The sequence below is a fragment of the Haloarcula halobia genome, assembly GCF_029338255.1.
GTDB lineage: Archaea > Halobacteriota > Halobacteria > Halobacteriales > Haloarculaceae > Haloarcula > Haloarcula halobia.
In genome coordinates this window covers 2,725,376-2,746,362 of record NZ_CP119787.1, presented here as the reverse complement: position 1 = coordinate 2,746,362, position 20,987 = coordinate 2,725,376, and the positions used below count along the sequence as shown (strand labels likewise).

At 68.8% G+C, this 20,987-nt stretch carries 22 protein-coding genes and 1 pseudogene; 14 read left to right on the top strand and 9 right to left on the bottom strand.

Features of this window, described 5'->3' with window-relative positions; translation table 11 throughout:
* Positions 1-9 precede the first annotated feature (9 nt).
* Positions 10-213: a DUF7511 domain-containing protein gene (locus P1K88_RS14475; RefSeq protein ID WP_276410937.1), complete on the bottom strand. Its 204-nt coding sequence runs from the start codon at positions 211-213 to the stop codon at positions 10-12.
* Between the two features lie 68 nt (positions 214-281).
* Complete coding sequence (locus P1K88_RS14470) at positions 282-452, bottom strand: DUF7838 family putative zinc beta-ribbon protein (protein ID WP_276410936.1); 171 nt, start codon at positions 450-452, stop codon at positions 282-284.
* A gap of 90 nt (positions 453-542) precedes the next feature.
* On the opposite strand from P1K88_RS14470, the gene msrA reads away from it, so the two are divergent.
* From msrA to P1K88_RS14445, 5 genes and pseudogenes are all read left to right on the top strand, one after another.
* The gene (msrA, locus tag P1K88_RS14465; protein ID WP_276410935.1) at positions 543-1,211 is read left to right on the top strand and encodes a peptide-methionine (S)-S-oxide reductase MsrA; all 669 of its coding nucleotides are present in this window, start codon (positions 543-545) and stop codon (positions 1,209-1,211) included.
* Between the two features lie 56 nt (positions 1,212-1,267).
* Positions 1,268-1,804, top strand: a complete 537-nt coding sequence (locus P1K88_RS14460) for a cob(I)yrinic acid a,c-diamide adenosyltransferase (protein ID WP_276410934.1) — start codon at positions 1,268-1,270, stop codon at positions 1,802-1,804.
* Positions 1,805-1,865: 61 nt separating this feature from the next.
* Positions 1,866-2,039 (top strand): annotated as a pseudogene (locus P1K88_RS14455) (HVO_2922 family protein); the annotation flags it as partial.
* A gap of 54 nt (positions 2,040-2,093) precedes the next feature.
* Positions 2,094-3,065, top strand: a complete 972-nt coding sequence (gene mvaD / locus P1K88_RS14450) for a phosphomevalonate decarboxylase MvaD (protein WP_276410932.1) — start codon at positions 2,094-2,096, stop codon at positions 3,063-3,065.
* Positions 3,066-3,151: 86 nt separating this feature from the next.
* Positions 3,152-4,345, top strand: coding sequence for an NAD(P)/FAD-dependent oxidoreductase (locus tag P1K88_RS14445; protein ID WP_276410931.1), 1,194 nt, complete (start codon positions 3,152-3,154; stop codon positions 4,343-4,345).
* A gap of 5 nt (positions 4,346-4,350) precedes the next feature.
* Here the strand turns inward: P1K88_RS14445 and P1K88_RS14440 are convergent, their stop codons facing one another.
* Both P1K88_RS14440 and P1K88_RS14435 read right to left on the bottom strand, forming a co-directional pair.
* Positions 4,351-5,220, bottom strand: coding sequence for a chemotaxis protein CheW (locus P1K88_RS14440; RefSeq protein ID WP_276410930.1), 870 nt, complete (start codon positions 5,218-5,220; stop codon positions 4,351-4,353).
* A complete protein-coding gene (locus tag P1K88_RS14435) occupies positions 5,217-6,113 on the bottom strand; it encodes a ParA family protein (RefSeq protein ID WP_276410929.1) in 897 nt (298 codons plus the stop codon). The genes P1K88_RS14440 and P1K88_RS14435 overlap by 4 nt, the downstream gene beginning before the upstream one ends.
* A 174-nt stretch (positions 6,114-6,287) precedes the next feature.
* Between P1K88_RS14435 and P1K88_RS14430 the strand changes: the two genes are divergently transcribed.
* Both P1K88_RS14430 and P1K88_RS14425 read left to right on the top strand, forming a co-directional pair.
* On the top strand, positions 6,288-6,785 hold the full coding sequence (locus P1K88_RS14430) for a FlaD/FlaE family flagellar protein (protein WP_276410928.1): 498 nt from the start codon (positions 6,288-6,290) through the stop codon (positions 6,783-6,785).
* Between the two features lie 82 nt (positions 6,786-6,867).
* Complete coding sequence (locus tag P1K88_RS14425) at positions 6,868-7,932, top strand: actin-like salactin (protein ID WP_276410927.1); 1,065 nt, start codon at positions 6,868-6,870, stop codon at positions 7,930-7,932.
* On the opposite strand, the gene P1K88_RS14420 is transcribed toward P1K88_RS14425, so the two are convergent.
* Complete coding sequence (locus tag P1K88_RS14420) at positions 7,929-8,141, bottom strand: hypothetical protein (RefSeq protein ID WP_276410926.1); 213 nt, start codon at positions 8,139-8,141, stop codon at positions 7,929-7,931. The genes P1K88_RS14425 and P1K88_RS14420 overlap by 4 nt on opposite strands.
* Before the next feature lie 212 nt (positions 8,142-8,353).
* Here P1K88_RS14420 and P1K88_RS14415 point away from each other — a divergent pair, with 212 nt between their 5' ends.
* Both P1K88_RS14415 and P1K88_RS14410 read left to right on the top strand, forming a co-directional pair.
* Positions 8,354-10,303: a hypothetical protein gene (locus tag P1K88_RS14415; protein ID WP_276410925.1), complete on the top strand. Its 1,950-nt coding sequence runs from the start codon at positions 8,354-8,356 to the stop codon at positions 10,301-10,303.
* 343 nt (positions 10,304-10,646) lie between these two features.
* A complete protein-coding gene (locus P1K88_RS14410; RefSeq protein ID WP_276410924.1) occupies positions 10,647-12,812 on the top strand; it encodes a glycoside hydrolase family 32 protein in 2,166 nt (721 codons plus the stop codon).
* Between the two features lie 88 nt (positions 12,813-12,900).
* Here P1K88_RS14410 and P1K88_RS14405 read toward each other — a convergent pair whose 3' ends face one another.
* From P1K88_RS14405 to P1K88_RS14395, 3 genes are all read right to left on the bottom strand, one after another.
* On the bottom strand, positions 12,901-13,830 hold the full coding sequence (locus tag P1K88_RS14405; RefSeq protein ID WP_276410923.1) for an FtsZ/tubulin family protein: 930 nt from the start codon (positions 13,828-13,830) through the stop codon (positions 12,901-12,903).
* A gap of 122 nt (positions 13,831-13,952) precedes the next feature.
* Positions 13,953-15,275: a glycoside hydrolase family 68 protein gene (locus tag P1K88_RS14400; protein WP_276410922.1), complete on the bottom strand. Its 1,323-nt coding sequence runs from the start codon at positions 15,273-15,275 to the stop codon at positions 13,953-13,955.
* An 80-nt stretch (positions 15,276-15,355) separates the two neighbouring features.
* Positions 15,356-15,586 carry a DUF7996 family protein gene (locus tag P1K88_RS14395; protein ID WP_276410921.1) on the bottom strand — a complete coding sequence of 77 codons (231 nt, stop codon included), beginning with the start codon at positions 15,584-15,586 and terminating at the stop codon, positions 15,356-15,358.
* 131 nt (positions 15,587-15,717) lie between these two features.
* Here P1K88_RS14395 and P1K88_RS14390 point away from each other — a divergent pair, with 131 nt between their 5' ends.
* The 4 genes from P1K88_RS14390 to P1K88_RS14375 all read left to right on the top strand — a co-directional run bounded on the left by P1K88_RS14390 (position 15,718) and on the right by P1K88_RS14375 (position 19,399).
* A complete protein-coding gene (locus P1K88_RS14390) occupies positions 15,718-16,764 on the top strand; it encodes a phytoene/squalene synthase family protein (RefSeq protein ID WP_276410920.1) in 1,047 nt (348 codons plus the stop codon).
* A 96-nt stretch (positions 16,765-16,860) separates the two neighbouring features.
* Positions 16,861-17,241: a hypothetical protein gene (locus tag P1K88_RS14385; RefSeq protein WP_276410919.1), complete on the top strand. Its 381-nt coding sequence runs from the start codon at positions 16,861-16,863 to the stop codon at positions 17,239-17,241.
* Positions 17,242-17,284: 43 nt separating this feature from the next.
* The gene (locus tag P1K88_RS14380; protein WP_276410918.1) at positions 17,285-18,535 is read left to right on the top strand and encodes a hypothetical protein; all 1,251 of its coding nucleotides are present in this window, start codon (positions 17,285-17,287) and stop codon (positions 18,533-18,535) included.
* Between the two features lie 102 nt (positions 18,536-18,637).
* Entirely contained in the window at positions 18,638-19,399 is a 762-nt protein-coding gene (locus tag P1K88_RS14375) for a hypothetical protein (protein ID WP_276410917.1), read from the top strand.
* Between the two features lie 12 nt (positions 19,400-19,411).
* Here the strand turns inward: P1K88_RS14375 and P1K88_RS14370 are convergent, their stop codons facing one another.
* On the bottom strand, positions 19,412-19,831 hold the full coding sequence (locus P1K88_RS14370) for a helix-hairpin-helix domain-containing protein (protein ID WP_276410916.1): 420 nt from the start codon (positions 19,829-19,831) through the stop codon (positions 19,412-19,414).
* 264 nt (positions 19,832-20,095) lie between these two features.
* Between P1K88_RS14370 and P1K88_RS14365 the strand changes: the two genes are divergently transcribed.
* Positions 20,096-20,953: a hypothetical protein gene (locus tag P1K88_RS14365; RefSeq protein ID WP_276410915.1), complete on the top strand. Its 858-nt coding sequence runs from the start codon at positions 20,096-20,098 to the stop codon at positions 20,951-20,953.
* Positions 20,954-20,987 lie beyond the last annotated feature (34 nt).

The following is a 20,987-nucleotide window of genomic DNA, read 5'->3' as shown; positions in this document are numbered from 1 at the left end:
AACGCTCTGTTATTCTCTCTCGGAGAGGGAGACGAACGCCGATCGGTCGGCCGAGAGCCACGTCGACATGCGGGCGTCGCCCGAGAGGCCGGGCGGAAAGACTGTACAGCGGTCCGCGCCGTCGCTGTATTCGACGACGTGCATCGAGAGGTGACGGTCGGGCCGGCGGGCAGACGTGGACGCCTCGGGGACGCTCCGGGGGTCGACACTCATGCTCGTTCGAGAGACGTCGTCGCTATTGTAAAAGAATTGCTATGTATGCTCCGTACCGCTACCGAGCCCTATGCAACCTGGCTGGTGTCGACCTCGTTGTCGATGCGGACGAAGCCGTAGTCACACTCGGGGCAGTGCCACTTGATCTTCTCGCCGAGGTGCATCGTCGTACTGGCGACCTTCCAGAAGTCGCGATACTCCTCGCAGACGGGACAGTAGTGCTCAAGTTCCAGGCTCATGTGGCGAGGTTGCGGGTCCGACTAGTTGAAACTCCCGGTTCCCGCCCCCAGGGGCGAAGGAGGCAAGCCCCGGGGGCACCTGGTGTCTCCATGGAACGGACGGACGCGGATGCCGGGACCCGCTCGCCGCCGTCGCTCGACGCCGGGGCGCCGCCGCCGGACGCGACCGAGACTGCGACGTTCGGCATGGGCTGTTTCTGGGGGCCCGACGCCCGGTTCGGGGCGATGCCGGGCGTCGTCCGCACGCGGGTGGGATACGCGGGCGGGACCGACCCCGACCCGACGTACGACGCGCTGGGCGACCACACCGAGGTCGTCCAGGTCGAGTACGACCCGGACGAACTGACCTACGAGGCCCTGCTTTCGGTGGTCTGGGCGAACCACGACCCGTTCTCGTCGGCCCACAAACGCCAGTACCGCGGCGTGGTGCTGGTCCACGACGCGGCCCAGCGAGCGGCCGCCGAACGCACCCGAGACGACCTGGCCGCGCGGACGGGCAAGTCAGTCGCGACGGCCGTCGAGACGCTCTCGAGGTTCACGCTGGCCGAGGACTACCACCAGAAGTACGAACTCCGATCGACGCCGGTCGTCTCGGACGAACTCGAGGCTCTCCTCGGCGACGGGTTCGTCGACTCGACGGTGGCGGCGCGGCTCAACGGCTTCGTCGCCGGCCACGGTGACACAGACCAGCGCGAGGCGCTGCTGGCCGCCCTGGACCTGCCACCGACCGTGCTCTCGGAGGTCCACCGGCGGCTCTGACCGCTGTCGCCTGCACCGGGCGCGGGTATAAGACCGTGGCACCCCCACTCCCGGGTATGACCATCTACACCGGCCGCGGCGACAAGGGACAGACCGACCTGCGGACCATGGAGCGTGTCTCGAAAGACTCCCGGCGTATCGAGGCTTACGGGACCGTCGACGAGGTGAACGCGCTGGTCGGCGTCGTCCGCCCCACCGGGCACGACGACATCGACGGCCACCTCCGGGACGTCCAGAACCACCTCCACATCGTCCAGGCCGACTTCGCGAACCCCTCGCCGGAGCCGGGCGACCCGCGACTCACCGGGGACCACGTCGAGGAGATCGAGGCTATCATCGACGCGGCCGACGCGGAACTGGACCCGCTGGAGTCCTTTATCCTCCCGTCGGGGTCGGCACCGGGCGCGAAACTCCACCACGCGCGGGCCGTCTGTCGCCGGGCCGAGCGTCGGGCTGTGTCGCTCGCGGCCGAGGAGGCCGGGGTCAACGAGACGGCCATCGTCTACCTCAACCGTCTCTCTGACGCCCTGTTCACGCTCGCCCGCCTGGTCAACAAGCGCGAGGGGGTCCGCGAGGAGAGCCCGACGTACTGACCCAGACCGTCGGCCCCAGGTTTCTTATGTGTCTGTCGAGTGAAGCGAGACGAACATGGCTGCGACTTTCGAACTGTACACCGACACCGCCGATCAGTGGCGCTGGCGGCTCCGCCACGCGAACGGGAACATCATCGCCGACAGCGGCGAGGGGTACGCGAGCAAGGCCAAGGCAAAGCAGGGCATCGAGAGCGTCAAGACCAACGCACCTGAGGCGGCCATCGAGGAGATCTGAGCCGAGCCGTCCGCGGTTCGCAATAGCAAAGTGGGCAGCCCGGAAGGGTCAGGTATGAAAGCGACCGCGAAGGCCCACCCCATCCAGGGACTCGTGAAGTACCACGGGATGCGCGACGAGGAGCTGCGCCTCCCGTACCATGACAGCATCTCGGTCTGTACGGCCCCGAGCCACTCGAAGACGACCGTCGAGTTCGACCCGGACCGCGAGGCGGACGTCTACGTCATCGACGGCGAGCCGGTCGAGGGTCGCGGTGCCGAGCGCATCGACGCCGTCGTCGACCACGTCCGCGACCTGGCAGGCATCGACCACGGCGTCCGCTTCGAGTCGGCCAACAACTTCCCGACGAACATCGGCTTTGGCTCGTCGTCCTCGGGCTTTGCCGCCGCGGCGATGGCGCTCGTCGAGGCCGCCGGCCTCGACATGATGCGACCCGAGATCTCGACGGTCGCTCGCCGCGGCTCGTCCTCGGCGGCCCGGGCCGTCACGGGCGCGTTCTCGCACCTCCGGACGGGCATGAACGACCGGGACTGCCGGAGCGAACGCATCGAGACCGACCTCGAGGCGGAGCTGCGAATCGTCGCCGGGATGGTCCCGTCGTACAAGGAGACCGAAGCGGCCCACGAGGAGGCCGCCGACAGCCACATGTTCGAGGCCCGGATGGCCCACATGCACGGCCAGATCGCAGACATGCGTGACGCCCTGTACGACGCCGACTTCGACCGGGCGTTCGAACTCGCCGAGCACGACTCGCTGTCGCTCGCCGCGACGACGATGACCGGCCCCGCGGGATGGGTCTACTGGCAACCGCGCACCATCGAGATATTCAACGCCGTCCGCGAACTGCGCGAGGAGGGGCTCCCCGTCTACTTCTCCGTCGACACCGGCGCGAGCGTCTACGTCAACACCACCGACCGGTACGTCGACCGGGTCGAGGAGACAGTGGCGGACTGCGGCGTCGACACCCGCGTCTGGGAGGTCGGTGGTCCCGCACGGGTCCTCGATTCGGACGCGGCCCTGTTCTGAGGCCCGGCGCCGGGTCGACCGGGCACCCCGCATTCCGACGCTCGCGGTGCCACACGATTATACGCGCCCGGACCTAACGAACGGCCATGCGCGTCGCCGTCCTCGGCGCCGGATACGCCGGCCTGACACTCGCTCGCAGACTCGAACGCACGCTCCCGGCGACGGCCGACCTCGTCGTCGTCGACGAGGCACGCGACCACCTCGTCCAGCACGAACTCCACCGGGTGGTCCGCCGGCCGTCGCTGGCCGACGAGATCACCGTCGACCTCCGCGAGGCTCTCGGCTGTGCGGTCCGCCGGGCGACGGTGACGGCGGTCGACGCCGACGCGGGGGTCGCGACCCTCGGGACCGGCGACGGCGAGGAGCGCCTCGACTACGACGTCGGGGCGGTCTGTCTCGGGGCCGAGACGGCCTTCTTCGACGTCCCGGGGCTCCGTGCCCACGCGACGCCGCTGAAGCGGCTCGAACACGCCACCCGGATCCGCGAGGACTTCCTCGCGCTCGGGGACGGCGACCGCGTGGTCGTCGGCGGCGCGGGCCTCTCGGGCGTCCAGGTGGCCGGCGAACTCGCCGCGCTGGCCCGCGAGGAGTCGATGGACGTCGAGGTACTCCTGCTCGAACAGGCGGCCCACGTCGCGCCGACCTTCGCGGAGTCGTTCCAGCGGGCGGTCCGGGAGACACTGGTCGACCAGGGGGTCACGGTCAGGACCGGCGCGCACGTCACCGGCGCGGACGCCGACGTGGTCCGCCTGGAGGACGACGAGGTGGCCTACGACCAGCTGGTCTGGACCGGTGGCATCACCGGGTCCGAGGCGATGGCCGGCGACCGCCCCGTCGTCAGGGCCGACCTGCGACTGGGCGAGCGGGCCTTCGCCGTCGGTGACGCGGCACGGGTCGTCGACGCCGACGGGGAGGCCGTCCCGGCGAGTGCCGCGGCGGCGATTCGCGAGGCTCGCGTCGCCGGCCGCAACGTCGTCAGACTCGTCGAGCACCTGTCCGAGGGGGACGGTGGCTTCGAGCCCCGGTTCGACCGGTACCGATTCGACGTCCCCGGCTGGCTCGTCTCGGTGGGCGACGACGCCGTCGCGAAGGTGGGGCCGACGGTGATCACCGGGCGGCCGGCGCTGGCGCTGAAGACCACCGTCGGCGCGGGCTACCTGGGGACCGTCGGCGCCATCGAGAACGCGACTGATCTGGTCCGCGAGGAGCTGGGCGTCCCCGACGTCGCGGACGAGGCGACGGCCGGTGACATCGTCGACGTCTCGGAGACTGAGGAGTAGGCCGGTCAGTCGCCCTCGGCGGTGGCCGACTCGAGTGCGTCGTCGGGTTCGACCCAGATGACGAACTGCTCTCGTTCCTCCCGGTCGACGACGCCGTTGATGTAGTCGGCGTCGACCGGAGGGCTGTTGACCTCCGCCTCGACCACCGGCGAGACCTGGCGGACCTCGTCGACGATCCAGCCGATGGCCCCCTGCTCTTCGAACACGTCGGGATCGAAGACGACGATGAGATTCTGGTCGCCGTCGTCGTCGATGTCCATCATCGCCTTCGGGTCCAGAATCGTCGTTATCTGTCCCCGGAGGTCGACCACGCCCTCGACGTAGGCCTCGGTGTTCGGGACCCGCGTCACGTCCTCGCGCTTGACGATCTCCTCGACGTACTCGATGTCCAGGCAGTAATATTCCTCGCCCAGCGCGAACTCGAGGACGCGGACGAGCTCTTCTGACTGGTTCGACCCCTCGTCCATGGCCGCGGCGCTCGCCGCGCCGGTCGTCTCCTCGGCCTCGCTCTCTGCCATGGCCGCCTCGACGACCTGCTGGTCGGGGAGTTCGACGCCCGTCGGGCCCTGCGCCGTCTCGGCGGCCGCCTGCGTGGCCGCCTGCAGCTCCTCGGTGGCTTGGGCCGTGGCGTCTGTCCCGCCGGCCACCTCCGCAGCCGTCTGGGCGGCCCGCTCGGCGGCCGCCATCGCCGTCTCGTCGCCGGGCGCTTCGTCGGGGTCGGCCGTCTCGGACTCACCCGACCCCTCGCTGCCCGCGGCGGTCTCCTGTACGTCGTCCGCCGGCCCATCAGTCGCGTCCGCGTCTGTCTCGGTCCGGTTCCCCTCGCGCATCTTGCGGATACGCTCTGCTCTGTCCATGCGGTCGTCGTCACTCATGCTATCACCTCGGTGAATCCGAACTGCTCGTCGAACCTGTCGGCGATGTCCTCGAAGACGCTGGCCATGTCACACTGTTCCTCGACGCCGAAGACGGAGTTCCCGGCGGTGTAGGCCCGCTGGAGCGCGACGCGCTTGCGGACCTGCCACACCGGACTGTCCGGGAAGGCCGCGTCGAACCACTCGAGCATCATCTCGTCCTCCGAGGTGGCCTCGATGCGGTTCGCGACCACGCCGACCGTCTCGACGCTGATCCCGGTCTGGCGCTCCAGCGCGGCCATCTGGTCCATCAGCAGTTCGATGGCCCGCTCGGAGGTGGCCTCCGCCAGCGCCGGGACCAGGATGTGCCGCGCGGCGAACACGCCGGTGTCGGTCAGCTTCCCGTAGAAGGGGGGCGAGTCGATGATGACGTAGTCGTACTCGGATTTGACCGTCCCCAGCGCCCGGTCGAGCACGTCGAGGGCGTGCCCGCCCTCGACCGTCGCCGGCGTCACGTTGAACCCAAAGGAGGCCAGCGCGGCCGGGTCGACGTCGCGGTCCTGTGTCCTGGCACGGGCGATCAGGTCCGCTATCGTCAGCTCGTGTTCGGCCTGGAGCATGTCGATGCTCGATGGGACGACGTCCATCTCCTCGTGTTCGACCACCAGGTCCGAGAGGAGTGCGGGGTCACGCGTCAGCGCGTCGAACAGCGACGGCGGGTCGGCGTCGTAGGCCTCGACGAGTCCGAGCCCCTCCGTGGCGTTGCCCTGCGGGTCCAGGTCGACGAAGAGGACGTCTCGACCCCGGTCGTTCAGCGCTCCCGCTACGTTTATCGCGACCGTCGTCTTCCCGGTCCCGCCCTTTGCGTTGGTCACGCAGATGCGGGCCGGACCGGCGTCGTCGTGCCGACTCATCGTCCAACTGGAGGAATCTCGACCCTCGGCCACTATAAAAATACGCCCCCGATTATCATCCGCGTAACTCGGTGCGGCATTGCGAATCTCGGTGATTTCTCGGTATCTGGCCGTCTGACGGCCGTCAGACGGGGTGCAAGGTTTATGACGGAGGAGGCGGAACACAGCTGTCACATGACCATAAACCCGCGCGATTACGATCTAGACGAGTTGCGCAAGATGGCCCGACAGCGCGACGACCGGGACAACGGGCTGGCCGACGACGAAGACGTCCCTGACCCGTCGAACCTGGACATCGGGCTCGAAGACGCCGAGGAGGAGATGCTCGCGGGCAGCTCCTTCCGGTCGGGCCTCTACCGCGAACTGCTGCCGTTCCTCGGTGGCGAGACGGCAGAGAAGCCGTACCTCGCGGCCCTCCCGGAGAACTACGCCGCCGAGTTCGTGGTCTTCGAGTGGCTGGAGTTCCTCCTGATGCACTCGGGCTACCAGGGCGCCGACGAGGCGCTGGACTACTACGAGTCCATCGACTGGATAACCGAGGACGTCCAGGCGACGCTCTCGGACTACCTGCTGGGCATCGACGAGTCGGCGACGAACGACGACAACACCCTGAGCGTCGACGACCACCTGCTCAGCCTCGTCTACGTCGCCAAGCTGTCGGCGATGCGCTGAGTCCGAGGCCGACCGCGGGTTTATCACGGCTGATTCTTGACGTGAGGTTATATACCGGACCAGCGTCAACAGGCCACCGTACATGAGTGACGACGACGCTGACGGGGCGGACGATGCCAACGGGGTGGTGCCGATCGGGGTCAAGCTCGGCAGCACGCGGACGGTCATCGCGCTCCCGGACGACCACGGTACCGACACACGCATCATCAAGACGCTGACCTGCATGGCAACTTACGAGGACGCCCTCACCGGCGAGGAGAAGGTGCTCTACGGCGAGGAGGCCGCTCGCGAGTACCCCGACCGGGTCCAGTACATGCTCCGTTCGGGGCTGCCGGAGGACGCAGACCGGGCGGAGATGACCGAGACGTTCTTCGAGGCCCTCATCGAGGAGAACGACCTCCCGGCCGACAGCGGCGTCGTCTACGCGATTCCGACCATCGACAACCCGACGGGACTGGAGAACCTCCAGTCGGTCATCGAGGGGTCCTCTATCGGCATGGAGTTAGTCGAGAGCTACCCCGAGTCGCTCTGCGGGTCGATTCCGGCCTTCGGCGACGACCTGGAGGCCATCGACCAGATATTCGTCGCGGTCAACATGGGGTCGACGAACCTCGAGGCCTCCGCGTACCGACGGGGCGAACAGCTCTCCCCGTTCACCACCGGTGCCGTGACGGGCAACGAGGTCGACCGGATGATCGCCAACTACGTCGAGGAGGAGACCCAGGGCCGGGTCAACATCGACACCCAGACCGCCCGCGAGTACAAGGAGGAACACGCCGACTTCATCGACTTCGAACCGTTCACGGACATCATCCAGCAACCCGGTGGCGGGTCACACGAGTTCACCATCGAGCGGTCGGTGATGGACGCCGTCGACGAGTACCTGGACGACGTAGTCGACGAGCTGGCCAACACGTTCCTGCCGGAGCTGGCGAACGACTACATGAAGGTGTACAAGCTGGCGCTGGACCGTCCGGTGGTCCTGACCGGCGGGATGGCCTGCATCCCAGGCATCGTCGACGAGTTCGAGGAACGACTCAGCGAGGAGCTCAACCGCGACGTCGAGGCGACGGCGGCCGAACAGCCGGACGTCGCCCCGACCCTCGGCGCACAGCGCATCGCCGCCCGCCTGGTCGAGAACAGCTAAACGTCGCTCCAGCACTCCATCCAGCGATCGATTCGCGGTCGGAGCCCGCACTTCTCGAGCCCGTAGGTCCCCGAGAGCACCTGAAACACCTCGGTGTCGATCCGGGCGAAGGCGTCGTCGCGAGCGGCCGCCCGACCCGTTCGGTCGTTCCCTCCGGTGGCGTCGGTGGACCGCTCGAACTCCGGCGGGTCCAGTCGGATGCGGGGCATACGCCCTGGTACTTGGACCTGATAGGTAAAGGTAAGTCAGACGCGCGTCCGTCCGCCGACAGACGCGGCCCGTTCTCAGGGGGGAACCATGCAACGGAAGGGGCTTCCACCCAGTCCTGATATGCAAGTAAGTAGTACCCTGTTAATATTAACGACGAAATTTCAGAACCAATAAGTGAGAATCATAGTGCCCGACATAGTAGTCTCTCATAATGGGTCAAATTATCAATTTAGATAATTTAGGTGGGTCGTATCCCGACGTGCTCACCAGTACCGGACGGGGTGGGTTCCTGTCCAAAGGGTATCTCGCCGAGAAACCCGCCGTCTCGGCGATAGAGGCCGACGAGACGCCACAGTACGTCGTCACGAACTCGAAGAACGGGGTCTCCGTCGAGTCCGGGGACACGACCGACCACGTCAGACCGGGGAGCGGGTACCGGACTGTCGCCGTCCTGACAGACCGGCGGGTCGTCGTCCTGGTGGGCGGCGCCGATTCCGACGGCGGGGACCGGCAGTTCGCCGTCCCCTTCGCGGAGATCGAGACGGTCGACAGCGACTCGAGTCTCAGACACGGGCGACTCACCTTCCACCGCACCGGGGGAACGCGGTGGTACATCCACTGCGAGAGCGACGGCCTGGGGGCGGTCACGCGGTACCTGGACGACGCCGCACAGAAGTGGATCCACGTCGAGAACACGCTCGACGATGTCAAACGGGAACTGGTCCAGGCAAACGAGCTGCGCAACGACGGATCGAACGACGCCGCGTTGACCGCGGCCGAGCGGGCGAGCACGCTGCTGGAGAAAGCCAGCACGACGGCGAGCGAGTTCAACACCGGTCGCGAGGGCGACTCGATGGCGAGTCGGGTCGAGGTGGTCCGCGAGCGGTGCCTGCGGACGCTCGCGTCCATCCGACTGGGGCGGGCCCGGACAGCGACCGACGAGGGCGAGGAACGCTGGCGGGCCGACGAGTACGAGGCGGCCTACGACGCCTACGAACGGGCCCGCGACGAGTACGAGGCCGTCCTCTCGCTCGACCGACACCTGGCCGATATCGACGAGATACTCGCCGAACGGGACCGACTGGACACGCTCATCGAACAGCTCGAACAGTCCCCGCTCCGGAAGGCCGTCGCCGCCGACAACGAGGCCGCGGCCGCCGACGACTCCGGACAGGCCGCCGAGTACTGGGCGGAGGCCCTGGAGCACTACCGCACCGCCCTCCAGGTCGACTGGGGGGCCGACGAGCGCCGCTTCGCCGGCGACCCGGAGAAGATACGCGAGCGACTCCGCGTCGTCGCGGAGAACCTCACCGCCGCCCGCCGGTCCGTCGCCAGCGACGCGATGGGGGCCGGCGACTGGTTCGCCGACGCCGAACAGTACGAGACGGCCCTCGAGGAGTACGAGGACGCCCGGCAGAAGTACGAGACGGCCCTCGAGACCGCCCGCGACTGCTATCCGGACGCGGTCACGCACTTGGAGACCGAACTCGAGGCCCTCGACCAGCGCATCGAGCGGGTCGAGGCGGCGATGGCCGGCGAGGCGGTGCCCGACCGCATCGAGACCGACCTCGAACCGGAGTACGACGTCGAGGCGACCATCGGGTCACCGGCGGACGACGCGGAGGCGGACGCGGTGTCCGAGGGCGAGATGACGGCGGACGACCCCGACCCCAAGAGCGACATCGAGGCCGCCGTCGACGCCGTCGAGTCGGGGGAGCAACCGGCCAGGACGACCGAGTCGGCCGAGGACCACTCGATGGCCGCCCAGCTTCGCTCGCTCGACCCCGAGGCGTTCGCCGAGACCGTCGCCGAAGTCCTCGACGCGTCGGGGTGGGCGGTCGGCGAGGCCGACTCGACGGAGTACGAACTGCTGGCCGAACGGGAGGATCCGGCCAGCGAGGCGATGGCCGTCGTCGTCGACCACCGGCCCGAGGGGGGGCTCGTCGGCGCCGACCCCATCGAGGCGTGTGCGGAGTGCCGCCGGGCGCGGGCCGAGGTGAGCGCGGTGATGTTCGCGACCTCGGGGCACATCGGCGGCGACGTCTCCCGGCGGGCAAGCGAGATGGACGTGCGACTGATGGACGACGAGTGTCTCTCTGCCATCATCGAGGCCCGTGAACTGACGGTGTCGGCGACCCCGAAACCCGTCGTCGAGGAGTGACGCCGGCCAGCAGTTCCGCGCCGATTCCAGGTAGGGACCGCATGTTTAAGTGGGGCGGGTATCTATAACGAACTGTAATGACAAATTGCCCGCACTGTGGCACTCGGATGACGTACAACGACGAGACGACGAAACTGACAGAACTCGTCTGCCCGGTCTGCCACGAGACCATCATCGACTGGAAGGCGGCCGCCCGTCACGCACGCGTCTCGTAGCCCCGCACGCTTCTCCGTAACTCGACCCGTCACTGGCCGGACCGCGCGACCGAGCCTGCACGTTCGGTCACAAACGGTCGAAACCGATTGCCGAATCCTTTTATAATCGAGCGGGACGAGTATGTCCAATGGCAGACACCCCACGTGTCGGCTGTCTCTACGCCGGGTCCTGTTCCGACGAGCAGGAGCGAGCGTACGAGTGGTGCCGTTCGGCGATGGGCGACGTCGAGCGACGCTCGCTGGCCGACGTCAACCCGGCGGCCTACGACGTCCTCTGGTGGCACCGCGACGACCCGCTCGACGAGGCGCAGCTGCCGGTTGGCGGGGCCGACCGCATCGCGTCCTCGGTCCGCGACGGCGGCGCGCTGTTGCTGACGCTGGGCGCGATGGCCGCCGTGGAGCCGCTGGGTTTCGACCCCGTCGCCCCAGACGCCGTCGGCTGGGCGGAGACGCCCGAACCCGCCGGGCACCTCTGGAAGACCCTGTTTCGTGACCACCCCGTCCGGGACGCGTTCGACACGCTCCGGGTCCACACGCGCGGGCCGGGCGTGACGACGCCCTACGCCCGCTACGAGCGGATGGCACCGGCCGAGGGCACGGTACTCGCGAGCACGGTCCGGGGGGACACGGACGTCGTCTCGCAGCTCTCGACGGTCACCTGGCACCCCGGCGACGGCGACGTGCTCGGGGTCGGCTCCGGCGTCTCGTTCAGCCAGCCGACCGACGACGTCTGTCGGGGGAACCGCGAGCGACTCGTCGCCGACGCGCTCGCCTTTCTGGCCGGCGACGAGACGGTCTCGCTCACGGACCGGCCGCGCGACACGGCGGGGATGACGGCGCTGCGAGGCCGCCTCGCGGACGACCCACACCGCCCCTCGTATCACCTCACCGCGCCGGCCAACTGGCTCAACGACCCCAACGGACTCATCCACTGGGACGGCACCTACCACCTCTTTTACCAGTACAACCCGGCCGGGCCGTTCCACGGCACCATCCACTGGGGCCACGCCGTCAGCGAGGACCTGGTCCACTGGGCGGACCGGCCGGTCGCGCTCTCGCCCTCGCCCGACGGCCCGGACCGCGACGGCTGCTGGTCGGGGTGTGCCGTCGACGACGACGGGACGCCGACCATCCTCTACACCGGCGGCCGCGACACGCTCCAGCTGCCCTGTATCGCCACGGCGGCCGACGACGACCTCTCCGCGTGGGTCACGGACCCGGACAACCCCATCATCGAGGAGGTCCCCCTCGAACCGCAGGTCCTCTCGACGGAGGACTGGGACGGGGAGTTCCGCGACCACTGCGTCTGGCGCGCCGACGGCGTCTGGAACCAGCTTATCGGCGCGGGAATGCAGGACGGCGGCGGCGCCGTCCTGCTGTATCAGTCCGAGGACCTCCGGGACTGGGAGTACCAGGGGCCGATTCTTACCGGCGACGAGCACCTCGACGGGACGGTCTGGGAGTGTCCGGAACTGCTCGACTTCGGCGCAAAGCAGCTGCTCCACGTCTCGAACTACGAGGACGTCGTCTACTTCGTCGGGGAGTACGAGGACGGCGAGTTCGAGGTCGAACGGCGCGACAGACTCGACCACGGCGACTACTACGCCCCCCAGTCGATGTGGACCGACGACGGCCGCACCCTCACCTGGGGCTGGTTGCCCGAGGCCCGCGACGTGAGCGCCCAGTGGGACGCCGGCTGGTCGGGCGCGATGTCGGTCCCTCGCGAGCTGTCGCTGGCCGACGACGGCGGCCTCTGTCAGCGCCCCGCGCCGGAACTGACCGAGCTGCGCGGCGAGAACGTCCACCACGATGCGGTTCGTCTCGACGCCGGCGAGCGGGTCGACTTCGACGCCGAGAGCCGGTCGTTCGAACTGCGCGCGACGGTCCGCCTGGAGGACGCCGAGGCCGTCGAACTGGCCGTCCTGGAGACGCCCGACCGCGAGGAGTACACGCCGATTCGCTACACGCGCGACAGCCATATCGCGGTCGACCGGGCGTCGGCCAGCCACGACTCGCAGGCCACGAGCGACACCAAGACGATGCGGGTCACGCCCTACGACGCGCCGCTCTCCCTGCGTGTGTTCGTCGACGGGTCGGTCGTCGAGGTGTTCGCAAACGAGCGCCACTGCCTGACGACCAGGGTCTACCCGACCCGCGAGGACGCGCTGGGCGTCTCGCTGACCGCCGACGGCGGCAGCGCGACCGTCGCGTCGCTGGACCGCTGGGAGATGGGGTCGATGTGGGCGCACGACGAGGCCAGAGGGGCCGCCCCGACGGCGCCGCCCGACGACTGATACTGCCGGCTGTAAGTTCGTAAAGATTCTCGGCACCCCGGGGTGCCGAGTATTTTCTAAATGTTACAGCCGGCAGTATGAGGCGCGGTCAGGACCGGGTGCCCACGCCGGGCGTGTCCGCGAAGCCACAGTCCTCGCAGGCGCGTGTCTCGCGGTCGCCCAGCGAGTAGACGGCGATGTGCCCGCCACAGCGGGGGCAGTTGTTCGGGCCGGGGTCGGGGTGGCTCGCCCGCTCGACGATGGCGTCGAACGTCGGCGAGTCGTTCCCGGCGGCGACGACCTGCGCGTGGACGTCAGACAGCGAGTCGTCGACGGCGGTGCCCCAGATGAGGTGGGCGTCGTCGGGCACCGAGGCCTGGATGCCGTCGACGGCCTCGACGGCCGAGCTGATCGTCAGCTCGCTCCCGGCGACCAGGTTCACGAGGATGGCGGTGTAGTCGCCGATGTCGACGGCCGGGGCGCTCAGCGCCTCCTCGACGGCGCTGACGGCCGTCACGGCCATGTCCTCGGCCTCGGGCGTGACGCCGGTGGTGATGGCGGCCACCCGGCCGCTGCCCAGCACGGTCCCGATGTCGGCCAGGTCGAGGTTGATGACGCCCGGTCGCGAGATGATGTCGGCACAGGTGCTCACGACCTGGCGGACGCCGGGGTCGTGGTGGGCCGGTTCGACGACGACCATCGCGTCGACGGCCCCGCGGAGCCACTGGGCGGTCCGCGCCGTCGTCGCGTCGAGGCTGTCGTCCGACGCCGGGGCCGCGACCACCGAGAGCGTGAGGCCGTCCCGCCTGGCAAGTCGGTCCCGCGCCGTCGGCGCGATGGTCGCCGTGAGGTCGGTGACGAACATCGTCACCGCCGCGCCGGCAGCCTCGCGGTCGCCATTGGTCGCGGGCGCGGGTATCGCGTCACGGACGGTGACGTCCGGCACGGACGCAAGCGGCTCGGTCAGCGAGCGCACGTCACCGTGGCCGACGACGACGACGAGGGGGTGGGTCGTCGTCGCTGGCCAGTCTTCACTCATGGGTATCCGTCGTACCCGCAACGTCATTCCGGAACGATAAAGATGTGTTGCGCAACGAAGCGAACAGTCACCACAGATAGCACGTCGGCCCGACACGAGGGCGGTGACTGCCGGCGTCCCAGTCAGTCCTCGCGGGTCCCAGCGACGTAGCCGCCGCGGTCACGCCCCCGCGCACGTCGAATCAGCTCGCGGTCGGTCGGCGGGAGCGCCTCGCCGTCCTTCGGGATCTCCCAGTGGCCGAGCGTGCCGCGGATGCGGGTCCGGGTCCCGTCGACGGCGACGCGAATCGTGGGCGCGAGCGTCCCGCCGAAGCGGCGCATCTGCTCGGACTCGGGGAGGTGTGCGATCTCGTCGAGGGTCCCGCCGTCGAAGTCGAAGTAGTTGAAAAACGACTGGACCAGCACCTCGTCGTCGTGTGGGAACGCCATCCAGGAGTACGACTGGAAGGGGGCGTTCTCCGGGTTCGTGACGACCAGGCCGGAGTCGTTGAGCGGGACGTACTCGCCGTGCAGTTCCTCGGCGACGAACCCGTAGAGGGCATCGAACCCCTCCAGCCCGGGCGCGAACGTGTGTCGGTGACTGGAGACAAAGAGGTAGTACAGACCGTCCCTGTAGACGACGTGCGGGCGTTCGAGCTCCTGGTTGACACCGACGGCGTCCAGCAGCGGATCGGCCAGCTCCCACTCCAGCGGGTCGCCCGACGGCGAGCGGGCGATGCCCACGCTGCCGTTGAACTCCTGCTGGGCGGCGTCGCCGCCGCAGGCGTCGCTGCCCTCGGCGACGGGGGTGTTGGCCTCGAACAGCAGACAGGTCTCGCCGGTGGCGGGGTCCTCGAAGAACCACGGGTCCCGGAAGGTGTATATCATCCCCCGGGACTGGTCCTCGCGCTCGTAGCGCTCGCCGTCCGGGCACAGGAGTTCGTGGTGCGTCCAGGGTCCTTCGAGCGAAAAGCCGTCGCCGGTGTCGATGGTCCCACCGCTCGCGCCGACGATGCGCTGGGTGTAGGTCAGGTCGTCGGCGCCGTCCTCGCCGGCGGCCGTGTAGTAGACGTAGACGTCGCCGCCGTCGTACAGCGCCGACCCAGCCCACTGGCGCTGGCCGAGGGGTGCCTCGAAGACGGGGCCGGCGTCGTGCCAGGTCCGCCCGTCGGGGGAGTAGAAACACCGGATGGTCGCGACGTCGTGGCGCTTGCCCGGCAGGAGGTCCGCGGGGGCGGTCAGCGAGAAACAGACGCGGTGGCCGTCAACCTCGGCGAGCTGCCCGTCGCGGGTCCGGAGGAACCAGGTGTCCCAGATGTGGACTGCGGGAATCTGGTCCTCGGCGGGCGGGTAGATGATCGGGGCGACGGTGTCGTCGCTCCGTTCGATGCGGCTCGCCTGCTCGCGCGTCCAGCCGGCGCGGGCGCCGTAGCCCGGCGTGCCCTCGTCGAGTGACCGGTCAGTCATGCTCCGGTGTGCGTCCACGAGCGCAATAAGGGTTGTCAGATGCTCGTTGGTGACTGATTCCGCTTGTTTCTACACGCAGTTCACTCGTCGGCCGCGTCCTCGTCCGTGGAGACGCCCTCGGGCGCGGTGATGTCGAGGGGGCGTATCCACTCGTACCAGATAAACAGAACGCCCAGACCGTAGCCGAGCACCCAGACGGCGCTCCCGACTGTCGGGTAGCCCACTGCACCCAGGAACCAGTTCGCGAGTCCGGGGACGACCACGACGGCGGCGACGGTCAGTCCGACGACGGCCGCCCTGGCCCCGTTCATCGTCGTCCCTCCCGGTCTGTGACGGACATGGTCCCGCTTTGGGCCGGCGTCGATTTAGGGGTGCTGTTTCGGGGCGCGTCGCCCATAGCCAATCCTTTTTAGCACAGTGACCCTTACGGCGGGTGTCGGGAATGTCTCAGAACCAAACAGACCGGTCGGCACAGGAAGACATCGAGTGGTGTTACGACGCTGTGCACCGGGTCTCGCGAACGTTTAGTCTCACAATCGCGGAACTCGACGAGCCGATGGCACGGGACATCTGTGTCGGCTATCTCCTCTGTCGCGTCGCCGACACGATAGAAGACGCCGGGCACGTGCCGCCGGGTGCCCAGGCGGAGTTACTGCGGACCTACAGTCACGTCCTCGACCCAGCCTCGGACACGACAGTCCGGGCCTTCCGGTCGAAGGTCGACGAGTGGTTGCCGGCGACCCGGTCCGCGGACTGGGAGGTCGTCGACGAAGCGCCGCGCGTCGTCCGCGTGTTCCGCCAGCTCGAGGGGGACTCGACGGAGACCATCCGCGGCCCGGTCCGTGAACTCGTCGACGGGATGGCGATGTTCGTCGACCGCTACGCCGACGACGGCGGCCTCCGCATCAGGACCCTGTCGGAACTCGAGGAGTACTGCTGGTATGCCGCCGGCACCGTCGGGACCCTCGTGACCGGTCTGTTGACCCACGCCGCCACCGAGGAGCAGGCCCGCCGGATGGAGGAGAACGCGCGGGCGTTCGCCCTCCTGCTCCAGCTTGTCAACGTCGCGAAAGACGCCGCGACGGACATGGAGGAGGAGAACAACGTCTACCTCCCGCTGGAGCTGCTCGACGACCAGGGCCTGGACCACAGCGACGTGGGCCAGGGCGCCAACGTCGAGTCGCTCGTTCCCGTCATCGAACGGGTCACCGAACGCGCCGAGCAGTACCTCGATGGCGCACAGGCGTGGCTCGAAGCGATGCCCGTCACCCGCGGGAACACGCTCTCGGCGTGGGCGATTCCCTTCCTGCTTGCCGTCGGAACGATCCGCGAACTGCGGACCCGGCCGGCCGACGTCGTCCGCGAGGGCAACGTCAAGATTACGCGCGAGGAGGTCCACGCCGTCTGCCAGCAGTTCGACGGCGACGCCGAACCGGCGCTCGGTGACCTCCGGCGCCGCATCCGGAGCCGTCCCCTCCACGAGTACTGACCGACCGGTCGCCACGACATTCCCACTTTCCGCCCGTTCACCGGCCAGCGTCGGCCACGCGCAATACTGAACCGTCTCCCCGCCCAACTGGAACCCATGCCGGACACACTCGAACTCCCGAACGGCGACGTCGTGAGTCCCGACGACGTCTTCCTCTACAACGGCTACCCCTACCGCCTCGTCTGGGTCGGCCGCGAGTCCCACGCATTCGAACTCGCGCCGCTGTACTGGGGCGACAGCGGCATGAACGTCCCGTTCCGTGACCGCGAGGCTCTGGTCGACCAGTGGGACGTAGACTCCGAGGGACTGCTCTCGCCGGCCGAGTGGGACCGGTGGCTCGACGACGCCGAGTCCGACCCCCGCTTCGACGACGCCGAGGTGCGCGCACTCGCCGAGGAACTCCCCGGCGTCGACGCTCGGGACGACCCGTCGGGCGGCGGCCCGCTCGCGCGCATCCGGTCGCTGCTGGACCGTTGAGTCCAGGTAGGGGATTCTTGAGGGCTGGTCCGCAACTGCCCGTATGACCACGGCGGCGAGTCTGACCGAGCCGCAGGTTCTGGCACGGGCCAAGCGGGACCTCTTTCCGGGAGACGACGAGCGCGCCTACGTCGTCGCCGACACCCAGTTCGCACAGGACCGGTGGCTCGAGGACTATCCGATTCCCGCCGAGACGCGGGACGCGCTGGCCCCGTTCAACCACGTTCGGATCGGGTCGGGCTACCCGGACCTCGTCGCCGTCGGCCAGCTCGACACCGACCTGGTCGCCGTGGACCGGCTCGGAGACGACCCGCCACTCGTCGCCGTCGAAGCCAAGGGCCACACGAGCGGGGGTCGGGTCGACGTCGAACGCGGGGTGATACAGGCACACGACCGCCTCAACGAGGCGAACGTCGCCTACGTCGCCGCGCCGACCGGTGCGATATCCCGGGCGGCCCGGACGCTGGCGCGGGAGCTCAACGTCGGCGTCCTCGGCGTCGGCGCCGACGATTCCCTCCAGGTGCTCGAACGACCACGGGTCGTCGGTGCGCGGACCACTGACGAGGCGTCGGCGCTCCGGTTCCAGGCCAGCGCGCAGGGCGTCACCGACCGGAGTTTCGGCCTGAACCACCCGAAGAACTACCTTGCGGTCCCGCTTGCGGTCGCCCACGGTGGCGACGCACGGTCACTCCTTGCAGACCGGGTCGTCGGTGCCGTCGACGCCGCCGTCGGCGGCGCCGTCTTCCTCGGCCTGGTCGATGACGACCGGTCGTCTCTCAGGCTCACATCGCTCGGGAACGAGGTCGTCCGCTTTGCGCGCAGGCGGCACGACTCGGTCGACGCGGCGCTGGACGTGTTCGCCCAGTGGTCGGGGTCTCGCGCCCGGTTCATCGAGGCCGCGCCGGCCTGGGGTGAACTGACCCGGCGCGTCGTCTTCGCGTACCCGGCCACGCAGTTGCTCGTCGAGGAACTCCAGCAGTGCCACGACGACGGTTTCCCGGCCCCCTCGCTGGTCGAGTTCGTCGAGTGGCTCCACGTCCAGCACCCGACGTTCACCGTCGAGCTGTTCGTTCGGGGCACGGACCGCGTCCGAGAACGGGTGCTGACGGCCGAGGGCGACCTCCGGTCCGACGCGCTCGTCGACGGCGAGGTCTATCACTCGCCGACGGTCTTCCAGCTGAAGGCGATGCTGTACCACGCGGGCATCCTCACCGACCGCGGCGCAGAGCCCACGCGACTGGACCCGACGACGGACGTGTGGGCCCTGCGAGAACCGGTCTCGGCGCGGGGCTGACGTCGTGCCGTACCGCTCTCGACAGGCACGCGATGGAACGTGTCGCTCGGCGGGACGGTCCCGGGGAACGAATTATACCCGTCGGCGTCGTGTGACCGCACGATGCCGGAGATATCGCTCACCGAGTCGCAGTACGAACAACTCGAGGCAATCCGGGCGGACGTCGAGACAGCGTTCGTCGACACGTACGGCCACGCGCGCCTCGAGGACGCCGTCGACTATCTGCTGGACACCTACACGCCGCCGGACAAGCGCGACTCCGTGGTGGTCGCCGAGGGGTACGACCGCATCGCGACGGCGGAGTATCCCGAACTCCAGCACATCGCCGCCGAGGTGCCCGACATCCCCGGCAGCGGCATCGACGCCGACGAGATGCGGGGCAAACTGCTCTCGGAACTCGGTCCCACGGAACTGGCCGACCGCCTGGCGGACGCGGCAGACGACACCGACGACGGCGGCGAGGCCGTGGCTGACGACGAGACGGCCGAGGACACGTCGCCGGCCACCGGCGATGCGGACGCTGCCGCCGACACGACGACAGGCGACGACGGATCGGAGGCCGCCGACGCGATGGCAGACGACGACGGAGCGGAGGCCGCCGACACGACGGCAGACGACGACGAAGCGGGAACCGCCGAGGCCGGAGATGCGGACGCGGAATCGACGGCTACCGCCACGTCGAACCCGGTCGACGACGCGGGGGACGCCCTCTCGATGGCCAACCAGTTGCTCCGCGAGCACGACGACAAGTGGCGCAGGACCGAGGAGGGCGAAGCCCCATACGAGGTGGACCTGCCGGACGGGACAACCGAAGGGGTGCGGACGAAAGACGACGTTCGACAGTATCTCTTCAAGAACTACTGAGCGGCCCGGCGGTCACGCACCGCCGTCGGCGTCCACCGTCGCGGGTTCCTCGTCCGACAGCTGCGTGATGAGCCGCGCGGCGAGTTTGGGGCCGATCCCGTCGACGGCCTCCAGGTCCTCGGGCGTCGCCGTCGCCAGCGCGTCGACGGAGTCGTAGCCGCCCTGTCGGAGTCGCGTCGCGACGGCCGGCCCTACCCCCTCCAGGTCGGTCAGGTGTCTGACCATCGCCGTCGCTGTCGACTTCGTCCCGTCTGCCTCGACGCCGAAGCGGTCGTAGAACCGTTCGAAGGCGTCCTGCCAGGACTCGTGGGGCTTTGGCTCTGCCCTGTGGTCGGCCGGGACGCCGATGAAGCCACACTGCGGGCAGCTGATAGCGGCCGCTCCGTCGAGCTCGTACCGTTCGACGGCCTCCCCGCAGCGTTCACAGCGCACGAGCGGACGTTCGACGGCGACACCCTTAATTCATATGCCGGTGATGGGCCCGGTGACCGTCGCCGGGGCCGTCCCAGAGTGTGGGCCTCGGCCGGCGACACGAAATATTAGAATACGCTCATTTCTGTCTGACGGTCTCGTCCTTCAGAACCCGCGAAGAGTCGAAGACGGCTGATATACGACTCGATAGCATCTCACGAGAGTGCTACTGTATCTCTAGCAAGGTATTTAGCCATAGACAGTGTACTTATATAATTGATTCACATGGCAACCACCGTCGAACAGGGTTCGGCCACCGAGTCCGGATTCGGCTCGCTGACCGCGACCCAGAAGATACGGTTCGTGCTCTTCAGCCTCGCCGTCCTCGCGCTGGCCGGGCTGAACGTCGCGCTGACGCCACGCGAGATCATCGGGGCCGGCGTCCTCGGGTGGTCCCAGTCCTACGGGACCCACCAGATACACGACATGGTGATCTCGCCGCTGCTCGTCCTGGGCGTCGTCGTCCCGGCCCTGCTCCTGCTGTACCACCCTCGCAGGCGGGTCAACACCATCCTGGCGCCCGTCGTCGGCGTGCTGGCCGTCGCCGTCCTGGCGTTCCTGGCCGACTCGCCGCTCCTGACCGGGTTCGCCGTCTCGGCGGTGCTGGCGCTGGTCGCGCTGGCGCTGCACCCCGCCGGCCGGTCGCTGTTCCGCTTCGAGCGGGCCGACCGCGTGGACCGCCGGGTCGCCGCACTGTACGTCGCCGGAGCCGTCCCACTGCTGGTCTACGCGAGCCTGGAGCTGCTGAAACAGGTCGGTCCCGCCGACCCGGTGGGACACGTGGCTCTCGTCCACTACGGCGCGATGGCCGTCTCGGCGTTCCTCGTCGTCCTGATGGGCGGTCTCGCCGTGTTCCGAGACCGCGACTGGCGCTACCCGGCCTGGCTGGCCGGCCTGCTGGCCGGGTCCCTCGGCGTCGTGTCTGTCGCGTGGCCGGCTCTCGAATCGAGTGTGGGCGTCGTCGGTGGCGCGCTCGTGCTCGCCTGGGCGCTGGCGTTCGTCGCGGGTGTCGAGTACACCCGCCGCAGCGTCGAGTTCGACGCCGGCCGGATGGACCGGAATGACCCCGCGGGGTCGGCCTGACGAATCTGTGTCACCCATCGCCGGTCCGGTGAGC